Below are 14320 nucleotides of genomic sequence, written 5' to 3' on the forward strand. Positions count from 1 at the left end.
AGGGACGCACTATCGTAGGCGCAAGCTCAGAGGCGGTGATGCGCGGAGCGACTCGTCACGAGTCGACCGGTCGCCCATGCTCTGCGCGGAGTCAATCGCGAGACCGGCTGAGTCGAGGCTCCCCGTTCGGGGAGCCCCGTGCGGCCGGTCTCGTTCGTCGTCCGACCGGTGCGTGCGCGGCCTGCGCGCACGCCCGTCGACGCGGCCGCGCGGTCCTCGCATCCCTCTGGAGACGTCGCATGACACGATCCGCGCTCGTCCTCCGCACGCTGCGCGGCCTGCTCGGTGCGGGGCTCGCGCTGGCCGCGTGCGCCGATCCGCCCACCACGTCCCGCGTGTCGCGCGCTCCCGCGGCCAACCGCGGCACGGGCTCGGGCCCCCGCGCCGACGCCGCGCTGCTCTCCGTCGCCTGGGAGGCGACCGCGCGGCAGCTGATCGCGAGCCATCCGACGTTCACCCCCGTGACGGCGGTGCGCGTCTACGCGCTGCACGCGCTGGCGCAGTACGGCGGCCTCGTGGCGGCCGACTTCGGCGGCGGGACCGCGCAGTTCGAGGTGCGCCGCGGCGCGATCGCAGGCGCGTCGGCGCAGCTCCTCGCCTTCGTCTTTCCCGACGCGGCGGCGATGCTGGAAGCGCAGCTCGCCGCGCAGGCCGCGGGCGGCGACGGCCGCGTGCATCCGCAGTTCGCGCGCGGCGTCGCGATCGGGCGCGCGATGGGTGACCTGATGATCGCGTGGGCGCGTGCGGACGGCGCGACGACGCCCTGGACCGGCCCGCCGCTGCCCACCGGCGCGGGGATCTGGACACCGGCGCCGAACAGCGTGCCCGCGGGCATCCAGGTGCCCCGCACGCACCCGTACTTCCTGACGTCGGCCAGCCAGTTCCGCCCGCCGCCGCCGCCCGCGTTCGGTACCGCCGCGTTCGACGTCGAGGTGGCGCGCGTGCTCGCGGTGACGCAGGCGCGCACGCCCGCACAGGCCGCGATCGCGAACCTCTGGAACCAGGGGAGCGGCACCGAGACGACGCCCGGCTTCTGGCTGCGCGAGGCCGCGGAGCTCGCCGTCGCGGCGGGCCTCGACGAGCGCGAGACCGCCCACCTGCTCGCGCTCCTGGGCGCCACGATGCTCGACGCCAGCGTCGGCTGCTTCGACGCGAAGTACTTCTACCTCGTGCTGCGCCCCTCGCAGGCGAACCCCGCCATCACGCGGCCGGAGGGGTTGCCGGGCTTCCCGTACGCGCTCCCCAACCATCCGTCGTACCCCTCCGGGCACATGTGCCTTTCGGGTGCGGCCGTCACCATCCTCTCCGCGTACTTCCCGCGCAGCGCCGACATGCTCGCGGCGCAGCTGCAGGAGGCGGGGCTGTCACGCGTCTATGGCGGCATCCACTACTTCATGGACATCGCCGCCGGCCAGACGCTCGGGCGGCAGACGGCGCTGCTGGCGCTCGCGTACGACGACGCCTACGGCCTGCTGACGGCCGTGCCCGGACTCGGCGTCTCGCCATGACGCGTGGCCGCGTCCGCGCCCGATGCGCGAACGGAGGGCTGCCCTGCGGGCAGCCCTCCGTTCGCGTCGTGCCGTCATCCCGCGATGCGCGCTCAGAGGTGCGCGCCGTGGCACTTCTTGAACTTCTTCCCCGACCCGCACGGGCACGGATCGTTGCGGCCGACGTTGCTCCAGTCGCCCGCGGGGAGCGGCTGCGGCGCGGCCAGCGAGCGCACCGGACCGGCGCCCACGACCGCGGGATCGCGACGCGCGGCGACCGGCGGCTGCGCGGCCGGCGCCGCCGGCGGCTCGGCCGGCCCGACGTCCACCGCGCCCTGCGGCTCGCCCGCCGCGGGCGCGTCGTCCGCACTGCCCGCGTCGTACGTCGCCTCCACGATCTGCGGCTCGTCGCCGTGCGCGCCGTTGCCGGCCGCCGCCTGCTCGGGCCCCGTCTCCTCGATCTCCTCCAGGATGCCGAGCGCGTTGTAACGGCGCTTCTTGCCGTCGCTCGGCGGCGCCGCCTGGCCGCCGTCGTAGCCGCCCGGCAGCGCGCCCGCATACGGATCCATCGGCGGCATCGGGTCGAACACCAGCTGCGCCTTCAGGAAGCGCTCCGTGAACGTGCTCGCGACGTCGTTCATGAGGTCGACGAACATCGTGTAGGCCTCCTGCTTGTACTCGACCAGCGGGTCCTTCTGGCCCCACGAGCGGTAGTGGATCGCCGCGCGCAGCTGGTCGAGATCGTACAGGTGGTCCTTCCACTTCTCGTCCAGGACGTTCAGCATGACGAGCGCGAGGAGCCGCTCGCCGTAGCCCTGCCCGCCGTCGTCCGTGACGTCGTCGAGCTCCTTGATCTTGCGGTCGAACGCCTCGAGGCCCGCCGTGCTCGCGAGGGCCTGCGCGTCCGCCACCGAGGCCGGACGCGCCGGCTCGGTCCCGTTCTCCGCCTCGAACGCGGGGACCGTGACGAGGTAGTGCATCAGCAGGTCCTGGCGCAGCAGCGCCGGGTCCCACGCCTCCGCGTCGTCCTCCGCGAACTCGCCGAGCGTGGTCTCGACGCGCCGCGCGAGCGCCTTCTCGACCATCTTGCGCGCCTCGCCCTTCAGCTCCTCGCCGCCCTCGAGCGCGAACGCGCGCAGCGAGTAGATGACCTCGCGCTGCTGGTTCATCACGTCGTCGTACTCGAGCAGGCGCTTGCGCTGCTGGAAGTTCTGCAGCTCGACGCGCTTCTGCGCGCTCTCGATCGAGCGCGTGATCATCGGGTGCGTGAGCACCTCGCCGTCCTGCGCGCCCAGCCGGTCCATCAGCTTCGCGATGCGCTCCGACCCGAAGAGGCGCATCAGGTCGTCCTCGAGCGACAGGAAGAACTGCGACGCGCCGGGATCGCCCTGACGGCCCGCGCGGCCGCGCAGCTGGCGGTCGATGCGGCGCGACTCGTGGCGCTCGGAGCCGATGATGTGCAGGCCGCCGTCCTCGGTGACCTCCACGTCCTTTCCGTCCAGGTCCTTCACCGTGCTCGGACGCGACTCCTTCACGCCGGCGCCGAGTTTGATGTCGGTGCCGCGGCCGGCCATGTTCGTCGCGATCGTGATCGCGCCCGGCTGGCCGGCCATCGCCACGATCTCGGCCTCGCGCTGGTGGTACTTGGCGTTGAGGACGTTGTGCTTGAGCCCCGCGCGCGCGAACAGGCGCGCCAGCGTCTCGGACGCCTCGACGCTCGTCGTGCCGACGAGCACCGGCAGCCCCAGCTCATGGAGGCGGCGCGTCTCCTCGACGATCGCGTTGTACTTCTCGCGGCGCGTCTTGTAGATCAGGTCCTGGCGGTCGTCGCGGGCGATCGGACGGTTCGTCGGGATCACGGCCACCTCGAGGCCGTAGATCTGGTGGAACTCGCCCTCCTCCGTCTCCGCGGTGCCCGTCATGCCGGCGAGCTTCTCGTAGAGGCGGAAGTAGTTCTGGATGGTGATGGTCGCCATCGTCTGCGTCTCGCCCTTCACCTGCACGCGCTCCTTCGCCTCGACGGCCTGGTGGAGCCCCTCGCTCCACCGGCGCCCCGGCATCGTGCGGCCGGTGTACTCGTCGACGATGAGCACCTGCCCTTCCTGCACGACGTAGTTCACGTCCTTCTCGTACAGGGCGTGCGCGCGCAGCAGCTGGTGGACGATGTGCAGGACCTCGCTCTTGCGGGCGTACTCGATCTCGACCGCGCGGCGCTGCTCCAGCTTCTCCGACGCGCTCAGATCGTGGTCGTGCTCGATGCGGTGCACCTCGGTCGAGATGTCCGGCAGCACGAACTCGTCGTGGTTCTGCGGCGCCAGGAAGTCCACGCCGCGGTCGGTCAGGTGGACGGTGTGGCCCTTCTCGTCGAGCACGTACAGCAGGTCGTCCTCGAGGTCGCGGTACTGCTGCTTGCTCGCCGGCAGCTTGCGGTCCGCGAGGTAGTCGAGCTCCATGCGCTGCACGAGCTGCTTGACGCCCGACTCCTGGTAGGCCTTCAGCAGGCGCTTGTTCTTCGGCGCGCCCAGCTGCGCCTTGAACAGCAGCAGCGACGCGGTCGACGTGTCGCCCGACTCCAGCGCGCGCTCGCCCTCGCCCACCAGCCCGTTCACCATCTCGTTCTGGCGGCGGACCAGGCGCTGCACCTTGTCGTTGTGCTCCGCGTACATCACGTCGCCCTCGTTCCCCACGGGGCCCGAGATGATGAGCGGCGTGCGCGCCTCGTCGATCAGGACCGAGTCGACCTCGTCGACGATCGCGAACCAGTGCGGACGCTGCACGCGCTGGTCCAGCGACGTCACCATGTTGTCGCGCAGGTAGTCGAAGCCGAACTCGTTGTTCGTGCCGTACGTGATGTCGCACTCGTACGCGGCGCGCCGCTCGGGCGTGCCCGGCTCCGTGTCGTCGATGCAGCCGACGGTGAGCCCGAGGTACGTGTAGAGGTGCCCCATCCACTGCGAGTCGCGGCGGGCGAGGTAGTTGTTCACCGTCACCAGGTGCGCGCCGCGCGCGGGGATCGCGTTGAGGTAGAGCGGCAGCGTGGCGACGAGCGTCTTCCCCTCGCCCGTCGCCATCTCCGCGATCTTCCCCATGTGCAGCTGCACGCCGCCGATCAGCTGCACGTCGTAGTGCACCATGTCCCACGTCAGCTCGGTGCCCGTTACGTTGACGGTCGAGCCGGAGAGGCGCCGCGCGGCCTCGCGCGCCGTGGCGAACGCCTCGGGAAGGATCTCGTCGAGGACCTCCGCGATCGTCTCGCGCAGCTCGGCCTCGAGACCGCCGCGCCCGTCGAGCCCGGACAGCTCGGCGTCCAGCCGCTCGCGCTCGGCCGCGTCGCTCGTGTCGTGCTTCGCGGCCTTCAGCTCGGCGATCCGGGCCTCCAGCTCCGCGGTGCGCTCGCGCAGGATCTCGCGGAACTTCGCGGTCTGGCCGCGCAGCTCCGCCTCCGAGACGCCCTGGAGGCGCTCGTACTGCTCGTTGATCGCGTCGACGATCGGGGCGACACGGCGGCGCTCCCGGTCGTGCCGGGTGCCGAAGACGCGGTTGACGATACTCTTGAGCATCGGATCCTCTATCGGTACAGCCCCGCCGATCGGATGAGATCGGCGACGCTCTCGGGCACGAAGCCCCGAATCGGGCGCCCCGCCGCCAGGCGGGCGCGCACCTCCGTGGACGACACGTCCACGCGGCGGGTCGGCAGGAAGACGGGCGCCCCTCCGGGGAAGTCCGGCGGGGCCGCGGTCGGCACGGTCCCGTCCTCCCCTCCGCGCGTCAGCACCACGAGCGTGGCCTGCCGCCGGATGCGCTCCGGCTCCCGCCAGCGCGCGAACGTGGTCAGCACGTCCGCACCTGCGAGCAGGAACAGCTCGGCCCCCGGCTGCTGTGCCGCCAGGGTCCCGAGCGTGTCGACGGTATATGATAACCCGCCGCGATCGATTTCGATGGGGTCGACGACGAAGCGCGGATCGTCCCCCACCAGGGCGCGCACCATCGCCAGCCGCACGCCCGGCGGGGTCTGCGCGGACCCCGGCTTCAGCGGCTGCAGCGCCGCCGGGATGAACACGACGCGGTCGAGCGACAGCTGCTCGACCGCGTCGGACGCGATCAGGAGGTGCCCCACGTGGGGCGGATCGAAGGTCCCGCCGAGGACGCCCAGGCGCACGGCCGGATCGCGACCGGGACGACTCAGCCGCTCGGCGCCGCCGCGGGGGGCGGCGTGCCGGGCGTGCCGGTGGCCGGCGCGCCCGTGGCGGGCGACACGGCCTGCGGGATGGTCTGCGGCGCCGACTGCGGGACCGTCGGCGGGGTGGCCGGCGCGGCGCTGGCCGCCGCCGGCGGCGCCGGGCAGGCGTTCGCCACCTCGGCGTCGGTCGGGTAGAAGCGGCGCATCTCGGCGCACACCTCCGCCTGCTCCTCCTTGTAGTTGATCGCGCGGTAGGACTCGAGCATCCGGAAGTACGCGCGGCGCGCGGCCGGCGTCCCCGGGTACAGGCGCACGACGTCCTTGAAGTAGATCAGCGCCGGGTCGTAGGCCTTCCGCCGGAAGTAGTGCATCCCGGTGTCGAAGTCCTTGGTCGCGAACCACTCGTTCAGCATCGTGATCTGCTTCCCCGTCTCCGCCGTCAGCGGCGACTCCGGGTAGAGCGAGAGCACCTGCCGGAACGTCCCCAGCGCGGTCGTGCCGTACTGCGCGTCCAGCTGCGGCTTGCGCCAGAGCTTCTGGTACTCGCGCGCCTGCTGGAACAGCGCGTCGTCGGCCAGCGAGTCGTCGGGGAAGGCGTCGCCGATGCGCTGGTAGGCCTGGGCGGCCAGCAGGTGCTCCCCCTTGCGCGCGTGCGCCTGCGCCTGGTGGTAGTAGACCAGGGGCAGCAGGGTGTCGCGCGCCGGCAGCTGCGACGCCAGCAGGTCGAAGCCCGCCAGCGCGTTGTCCCACTTCTTCCGCTGGAACTCGCGCATCGACGCCGTGAACAGCTCGGACGCCTGCGTGAACTTGCGCGGCTGGAAGCCGCGCCCGCCGCAGGCCGCGGCGGTGGCCGCGGTCGCGACGACGAGGCAGGCCAGCGCCAGGCGGCGCCGGGCGGCGGGCGAGGAGAGAGGACGCATCACGCGTGTCGTACCCGGGATCGGCAGGGCGGGTCCCGGCGGGCTCAGCGGGCCACCGGCGCGGCCGGGGCCGCGGGCGGGAGCGTCGGCACCCCGTTCCCCTCCCCCGCCCCCGTCACGCGCGACGTCGACAGCGGGACGATGCGCGCCCGGCTCGGACGCAGCTTGGCCACCGCGTTCCGCGTGTCCACGACGACGCCCGCATGGTCGACCACGAACTGCCAGTCGATCGCCTTGTGGTCGGTCACGATGACGACCGCGTCGGCGCGCCGGAGCTCCTCGGCCGTCAGCTCCACGCCGTGGTGCGTCTGCCCCTCCTCGCGGAAGGTCGGCACGTGCGGGTCGTGGTACGCGACCTCGGCGCCGCGCTGCTCCAGCAGGCGCATGACGTCCAGCGCGGGGCTCTCGCGCATGTCGTCGATGTCGCGCTTGTACGCGATGCCGAGGACCAGCACGCGGCTCCCCTTCACCGCCTTGCGGTCGTCGTTCAGCGCGTGCGCGACCTTCTCGACCACGAAGTCGGGCATCGACGAGTTGATCTCGCTCGCCAGGTCGATGAAGCGCGTCTTGTAGTTCAGCGTCCGCATCTTCCACGCGAGGTAGTGCGGATCGAGCGGGATGCAGTGCCCGCCGATGCCGGGCCCCGGCGTGAACTTCATGAAGCCGAACGGCTTCGTCGCCGCCGCGTCGATGACCTCCCAGACGTCCACGCCCAGTTTGTCACACACGATGGCGATTTCGTTCACCAGCCCGATGTTCACCGCGCGGAACGTGTTCTCGAGCAGCTTCACCAGCTCCGCGGCCTCGGGCGACGACACCGGCACCACGGTGTCGATGCACGACTCGTAGAGGCGCGACGCCACCTCCACGCAGGCGGGGGTGATGCCGCCGAGGACCTTCGGCGTGTTCTTCGTGTGGTACTTGGCGTTGCCGGGATCGACGCGCTCGGGGCTGAACGCCACGAACACGTCCTCGCCGACCGTCAGGCCGGCCGCCTCGAGGCGCGGCTGCAGCAGCTCGCGCGTCGTGCCGGGATACGTGGTGCTCTCGAGCACGACGACCATGCCCGGGCGTGCCTGCCGCTGGATCGCGTCGGCGACGGCGAGCACGAACGCCATGTCCGGGTCGCGCGTCTTGGAGAGCGGCGTCGGCACGGCGATCGAGATCGCGTCGCACTCGCGCAGCCGCGCCTCCTCGGCGCTGGCGACGAAGCGGCCCGCGTCCACCTGGGCCTTCACCTCGGCCGCGGGGACGTCCTGGATGTGCGAGTCGCCGCGGTTCAGCAGGTCGACGACCCGCTGGCTCACGTCGTAGCCGATGACCGTGAAGCCGGCCTTGGCGAACTCCATCGCCAGCGGGAGGCCGACGTATCCGAGCCCCACCACGCCGACGACGGCGGAGCGGTCCGCGATCTTGCCCAGCAGCTGCGCTTTCATGGAGACGACGTCAGGGCGGTGGGAGGAGGGCACGGCTCAGCGGCCGTAGAACGCGCGCACGGCGCCGATCACCTCGTCGAGCTGCGCCTGCGTCAGCTCGGGGTAGATCGGCAGCGACAGGACCTCGTGCGCGGCGCGCTCCGCCTCGGGGCACTGCCCCTCGCGGTAGCCCAGGTACGCGAAGCAGGGCTGCAGGTGCAGCGGGAGCGGGTAGTAGATCGACGAGCCGATCCCGCGCTCCTTCAGGTGCGCCTGCAGCGTATCGCGCCGGTCGGCGCGGATGGTGTACTGGTTGTAGATCGACTCGTTGGCCGGGTCGACGTACGGCGTGCGGATCTCGGCCACGTCGGCGAGCGCCGCGTCGTAGTAGGCGGCGTTCTCGCGGCGCTTCGCGCTCCACGCGGCCAGGTGCGGCAGCTTGGCCCGCAGCACGGCGGCCTGCAGGGCGTCGAGGCGGCTGTTGTACCCCACCAGCTCGTGGAAGTACGTCTTCTGCGAGCCGTGCGTGCGCAGCTTGAGGAGGCGCGTGTTGAGCGCCTCGTCCTGCGTCACCATCATGCCGCCGTCGCCGTAGCCGCCCAGGTTCTTCGACGGGAAGAAGCTGAACGTGCCGATGGTCGCGGCCTCGCCGGCCATGCGCCACTCGCCGTCGATCATGCGGCGCGCGCCGATCGTCTGCGCGGCGTCCTCGATGACCGGCAGGCCGCGCGCGGCCAGCTGCACCTGCTCGATCGGCGCCATCTGGCCGAACAGGTCGACGGGGATCACGGCCTTCGTCTTCGGGCCGACCGCCGCCGCGACCGCGTCGGGGAGGATGTTGAACGTCGCCGGGTCGATGTCGACGAACACCGGCCGCGCGCCCGCGTTGTGGATCGTGCCGGCGGTCGCGAAGAAGGTGAACGGCGTCGTCACCACCTCGTCGCCGGGCCCCACGTCGAGCGCGCGCAGCGCGAGCAGGATCGCGTCCGTGCCGTTCGCGCAGCCCACCGCGTACCTCGTGCGCGAGAGCCCCGCGACCTCGCATTCCAGCTTGGCGACCGGCTCGCCGAGGATGAACGCCTGCGCGTCCACCACCTCGAGCATCGCGGCGACGACGTCGTCGCGGATGGTGGCGTGCTGGGCGCGGAGATCGAGGAGCGGGACGGGCATGTGGGGACGCGGGGGACGGTGCCGGGCGGCGCGACCGCGACCGCGCCCGCACCTGAGGCACGGGGGCGCGACGCGCCGAACCCGTGCGAACAGCGAAAGGTGCCCGGCCCGCCAGGCGAAGTCAACGGAATCGGGCCGCGGCAGGCGGGGCCGGGCCCGCCGTCGTTCAGCGCACCCGGAGGGGGATCGGCACCTCGCGCCCCGTCCGCGCCGACTCGTAGATCCCGAGGATCAGCTCCAGCGACTTGCGGCCCGCCCGCCCGTCCGTCTCCGGCGGCGCCTCGCCGCGCAGCACGGCCAGCACGTTGTGGTAGTACGCCTCGTGCCCGAAGCCGTAGACCGTCGGCGGGTTGGTGCTCGCCTGCTCCACCAGCTTGTCGTCGTCGTCGTAGTCGGCGAACTGCCAGGTCTCGACCCGGTTCACCGCCGTGCCGCCGATCTTCACGGTGCCCTTCTCGCCCAGGAGGGTGATGGAGCCCTCGAGGTTGCGTGGGAAGGTCAGCATGGTGACGTCCATGACCCCCAGCGCGCCGCTGCGGAAGCGCATCACCGCCGCGCCCGAGTCCTCGGCCTCGATCCGCCGGGCCAGCGTCGCGGTCTTGGCGACGACGCTCTCCACGGGGCCCATGAGCCACTGCACCAGGTCCACGTAGTGCGACGCCTGGTTCATGAACGCGCCGCCGTCGAACTCCCACGTCCCGCGCCACGGCGCCTGGTCGTAGTAGTCCTGCGGGCGCGTCCAGTGCACGGTGCAGGTGGCCATGTACAGCCGGCCGAAGCGTCCCTTGTCGATCGCGCGCTTCACGAGCTGGATGGGCGCGTTGAGGCGGTTCTGCTTCACGACGAACAGGTGCACGCCCGCGTCGTCGCACGCCTGCACCAGCGCGTCGGCGCCCTCGAGCGAGATCGCCATCGGCTTCTCGGAGATGACGTGCTTCCCCGCCCGCGCCGCCGCCACGCCGTGCGCCGGGTGCAGCCCCGACGGCGTGCAGATGGCCACCGCGTCGAACTCCGCCTCGCGCAGCATCTGCTCGTAGCTCGTGAACGCCGGCACGCCGTGCGCGGCACCGGCGGCCTGCGCCCGCTCGGGCACCACGTCGCACACCGCCGCGAGCTCCAGCCCGTCCACGCGCGCGATCGACTCGAAGTGGTTCTTGCTGATGCGCCCGCAGCCGACGAGCGCGATGCGGAACGTGCGGCCGGTCCCCGCCGCGGCGCTCACGCGTCCGCCTCCCGCACCTCGGCCAGGCGCAGCACGTCGCCCACCAGCAGGTAGCGGGTGCCGCAGGCGCGGCACGTCGAGCGCACCGCGGCGTCGGGCGTCGCCACCGGCAGCTCCAGCTGCTCGCCGCACTGGCACATCCAGCCGCGCTGCCGCGCGGGCACGCCCACCACGAGCGCGTACGCCGGCACGTCGCGCGTCACCACCGCGCCCGCGCCCACGAACGCGTACTCGCCGAGCGTCGTGCCGCAGACGATGGTCGCGTTGGCGCCGATCGAGGCGCCGCGCCCGACCTTCGTCGGGCGGTACTCGTGCTTGCGCGAGACGTGGCTGCGCGGGTTGAGCACGTTGGTGAACACCATCGACGGCCCGCAGAACACGTCGTCCTCCAGCTCCACGCCCTCGTAGACCGAGACGTTGTTCTGGATCTTGACGTTGTCGCCGATGCGCACGCGGTTCATCACCACGACGTTCTGGCCCAGCGAGCAGCGCTCGCCGATGACCGCGCCGGGCATCACGTGGCAGAAGTGCCAGACCTTCGTGTCGGCGCCAATCTGCGCGCCCTCGTCGACGAAGGCGGAGGCGTGGATGGAGGCCGTCGGATGGATCGTCACGAGCGCGTCGGGCCGGAGGCGTCGAGCGTGGCGGCCGGCTCGGCGTGCGCGGCACCCGCGCCACCGTTCTCGCCCAGCGTGGCGTGCCACTCCTGCAGCGAGCGCACCTGCCCCGGCCGCGACCGCATCGACAGGATCGCGTCGCTCGCCGCGTTGGCCGCGGAGAGCGTGGTCGTGTAGGCGAGGCGCCGCGCGATGGCCGCCTGGCGCAGGCGGTAGTCGTCCACCTGCGCGCTCTTGCCCATCGGCGTGTTGATGAGGAGCTGGATGTCGCCGTTGACGATCAGGTCCAGGCCGTTCGGCCGCCCCTCGTGCAGCTTGAACACGCGCTCGCAGGGCACGCCGCGCTGCGTCAGGAAGCGCGCCGTGCCCTCGGTGGCGTAGAGGCGGAAGCCCATCTCGTAGAAGCGGCGCACGATCGGCAGCACGGTCGGCTTGTCGCGATCGTTCACCGTCACGAAGATCGCGCCCTCGGCCGGCAGCTGGTTGTCGGCGGCCAGCTGCGACTTCAGGAACGACGCGCCGAACGAGTCGGCGATGCCCATCACCTCGCCCGTCGAGCGCATCTCGGGGCCGAGCACCGGATCGAACTCGCGGAACTTGTTGAAGGGGAACACCGCCTCCTTCACCGCCACGTAGTGCGGCACGATCTCCTGCGTGTAGCCGATCTGCTCCAGCGTCTCGCCGAGCATGACACGCGCGGCGACGGACGCCAGCGGTACGCCCACCGCCTTGCTGACGAACGGGATGGTGCGGCTGGCGCGCGGGTTCACCTCCAGCACGTACACCTGCCCGTCGCGCATCGCGTACTGCACGTTGATCAGTCCCACGACGCCGAGCTTCCTCGCCAGCGCGACGGTCTGCTCGCGCATCGTCGCCTGGTCCTGCTCGGTGAGGATGTACGGCGGCAGCACGCACGCCGAGTCGCCCGAGTGGATGCCCGCGTCCTCGATGTGCTGCATCACCGCGCCGATGACCACCCGCTCGCCGTCGCTCACCGCGTCGACGTCCGCCTCGTACGCGTCCTCGAGGAAGCGGTCGATCAGCACCGGGCGGTCCTCGGAGACCTGCACCGCGCGCGTGAAGTACTCGCGGAGCGACGCCTCGTCGTACACGATCTCCATCGCGCGCCCACCGAGCACGTACGACGGGCGCACGAGCACCGGGTAGCCGACGCGGTTGGCGATCGCCACCGACTCCTCGACGCTCGTCGCGGTGCCGTTGGGCGGCTGCGTCAGCCCCAGCTCGCGCGCCAGCTCCTCGAAGCGGCGGCGGTCCTCGGCGATGTCGATGGCGTCCGGCGAGGTACCGAGGATGCGCACCCCCGCGGCCTCCAGCGGCCGCGTGAGCTTGAGCGGCGTCTGGCCGCCGAGCTGCACGATCACGCCCACCGGCTGCTCACGCTCGACGATCTCCAGGACGTCCTCGAGCGTCAGCGGCTCGAAGTACAGCTTGTCCGAGATGTCGAAGTCCGTCGAGACGGTCTCGGGGTTCGAGTTGACCATGATCGTCTCGTAGCCCGCATCGCGCAGCGCGAGGGCGGCCCGGACGCAGCAGTAGTCGAACTCGACGCCCTGTCCAATCCGGTTCGGGCCGGAGCCGAGGATCACGACCGACCTGCGGCCGCTGCGGGGTGCCTCGCTCTCTTCGTCGTAGCTGCCGTACAGGTACGGCGTGGACGACGGGAACTCGCCCGCGCACGTGTCGACCATCTTGTACGCCGGCCGCACGCCGAGCGACCAGCGGCGCGCGCGCACGTCGCCCTCGGTCTCGCCGCGCAGCGCGGCCAGCTGGCGGTCCGAGAAGCCGAGGCGCTTCATCTGGCGCAGGTCGGTGCTCTCGACCGCGCCAAGCGCCGCGTACGCGCGCTCCGCGTCGATCAGCTCCTGCAGCTGGTGCAGGAACCACGGATCGACCTTGGAGAGCTCGTAGACCTCGTCGACCGACAGGCCGGCGAGCAGCGCGCGCTTGATCTGGAAGACGCGCTCGGGCGTCGGCTGGCGGAGCGCGGCGCGCAGCGTCGTCAGCTCGTCGTCGGCCAGGCGGTCGTCCGAGGGCGTCGCGCCGATCGCCCATCCCGGACGCCCCGTCTCCAGCGCGCGCAGCGCCTTCTGGAACGCCTCCTTGAACGTGCGGCCGATCGCCATGCTCTCACCGACGCTCTTCATCTGCGTCGTGAGGCGCGGGTCCGACGCGACGAACTTCTCGAACGCGAAGCGCGGGCACTTCACGACCACGTAGTCCAGCACCGGCTCGAACGACGCGGGCGTGGTCTTCGTGATGTCGTTCGGCACCTCGTCCAGGCGGTAGCCGACGGCCAGCTTGGCGCCGATGCGCGCGATCGGGAACCCGGTGGCCTTCGACGCCAGCGCCGAGGAGCGCGAGACGCGCGGGTTCATCTCGATCACGACCATCTCGCCGTTGGCCGGGTTGACGGCGAACTGGATGTTGCACCCGCCGGCGGCGACGCCGATCTCGCGGATGATCGCGCACGCCGCGTCGCGCATCGTCTGGTACTCGCGGTCCGTCAGCGTCATCGCCGGCGCGACCGTGATCGAGTCGCCCGTGTGCACGCCCATCGGATCGAAGTTCTCGATCGAGCAGACGATCACGACGTTGTCGGCGGAGTCGCGCATCACCTCCAGCTCGAACTCCTTCCAGCCGAGCAGCGAGCGCTCGATGAGCACCTGCTTCACGGGCGACAGGTCGAGCCCGCGGCGCACGATCGCCTCGTACTCGTCGCGGTTGTACGCGATGCCGCCGCCCGAGCCGCCCAGCGTGAACGACGGGCGGATGATCGCCGGGAAGCCCGTCCACTCGACGATCGCCAGCGCCTCGTCCCACGTCGTCGCGAACTTGCCGGCCGGCGTCTGCAGCCCGATGCGCTGCATCGCCTTCTCGAACTCCTGGCGGTCCTCGGCCATCTTGATCGAGCGCGCGTCGGCGCCGATCAGCTCCACGCCGTAGCGCTCCAGCACCCCGTTCTGCGACAGCGCCATCGCGACGTTGAGCGCCGTCTGGCCGCCCATGGTCGGGAGGATCGCGTCGGGGCGCTCGCGCGCGACGATCCGCTCGACGTACTCCGGCGTCACCGGCTCGACGTACGTGCGGTCCGCGAACTCCGGATCCGTCATGATCGTCGCCGGGTTCGAGTTCACCAGGACGACCTCGTAGCCCTCCTCGCGCAGCGCCTTCACGGCCTGCGTCCCCGAGTAGTCGAACTCGGCGGCCTGCCCGATGATGATCGGGCCCGAGCCGATGACGAGGATCTTGTGGAGGTCGTTGCGGCGAGGCATGGCTGGCGTGGTGAGT

9 protein-coding genes are annotated in these 14320 nt (G+C 71.6%); 1 reads left to right on the plus strand and 8 read right to left on the minus strand.

What is annotated here, in order from left to right; all coding sequences use genetic code 11:
- Nucleotides 1-239: 239 nt before the first annotated feature.
- Nucleotides 240-1508 (plus strand): vanadium-dependent haloperoxidase, encoded by a 1269-nt coding sequence (locus tag rosag_RS20250; protein ID WP_284351991.1) that lies wholly within the window; start codon nucleotides 240-242, stop codon nucleotides 1506-1508.
- A 92-nt stretch (nucleotides 1509-1600) separates the two neighbouring features.
- Here rosag_RS20250 and secA read toward each other — a convergent pair whose 3' ends face one another.
- From secA to carB, 8 genes are all read right to left on the minus strand, one after another.
- Nucleotides 1601-5047 (minus strand): preprotein translocase subunit SecA, encoded by a 3447-nt coding sequence (gene secA, locus rosag_RS20255; protein WP_284351992.1) that lies wholly within the window; start codon nucleotides 5045-5047, stop codon nucleotides 1601-1603.
- Nucleotides 5048-5055: 8 nt separating this feature from the next.
- The gene (nadD, locus tag rosag_RS20260) at nucleotides 5056-5646 is read right to left on the minus strand and encodes a nicotinate-nucleotide adenylyltransferase (protein WP_284351993.1); all 591 of its coding nucleotides are present in this window, start codon (nucleotides 5644-5646) and stop codon (nucleotides 5056-5058) included.
- A 23-nt stretch (nucleotides 5647-5669) separates the two neighbouring features.
- On the minus strand, nucleotides 5670-6587 hold the full coding sequence (locus tag rosag_RS20265) for an outer membrane protein assembly factor BamD (protein ID WP_284351994.1): 918 nt from the start codon (nucleotides 6585-6587) through the stop codon (nucleotides 5670-5672).
- A 44-nt stretch (nucleotides 6588-6631) separates the two neighbouring features.
- Entirely contained in the window at nucleotides 6632-8023 is a 1392-nt protein-coding gene (locus rosag_RS20270; RefSeq protein WP_284351995.1) for a nucleotide sugar dehydrogenase, read from the minus strand.
- Nucleotides 8024-8059: 36 nt separating this feature from the next.
- Entirely contained in the window at nucleotides 8060-9172 is a 1113-nt protein-coding gene (locus rosag_RS20275; protein ID WP_284351996.1) for a DegT/DnrJ/EryC1/StrS family aminotransferase, read from the minus strand.
- Nucleotides 9173-9338: 166 nt separating this feature from the next.
- Nucleotides 9339-10394, minus strand: coding sequence for a Gfo/Idh/MocA family protein (locus rosag_RS20280; RefSeq protein WP_284351997.1), 1056 nt, complete (start codon nucleotides 10392-10394; stop codon nucleotides 9339-9341).
- Nucleotides 10391-11008 carry an acyltransferase gene (locus rosag_RS20285; protein WP_284351998.1) on the minus strand — a complete coding sequence of 206 codons (618 nt, stop codon included), beginning with the start codon at nucleotides 11006-11008 and terminating at the stop codon, nucleotides 10391-10393. The genes rosag_RS20280 and rosag_RS20285 overlap by 4 nt, the downstream gene beginning before the upstream one ends.
- Nucleotides 11005-14304 (minus strand): carbamoyl-phosphate synthase large subunit, encoded by a 3300-nt coding sequence (gene carB, locus rosag_RS20290; protein WP_284351999.1) that lies wholly within the window; start codon nucleotides 14302-14304, stop codon nucleotides 11005-11007. The genes rosag_RS20285 and carB overlap by 4 nt, the downstream gene beginning before the upstream one ends.
- Nucleotides 14305-14320: the final 16 nt, after the last annotated feature.

It is taken from the genome of Roseisolibacter agri (genome assembly GCF_030159095.1).
Classification (GTDB): Bacteria; Gemmatimonadota; Gemmatimonadetes; order Gemmatimonadales; family Gemmatimonadaceae; genus Roseisolibacter; species Roseisolibacter agri.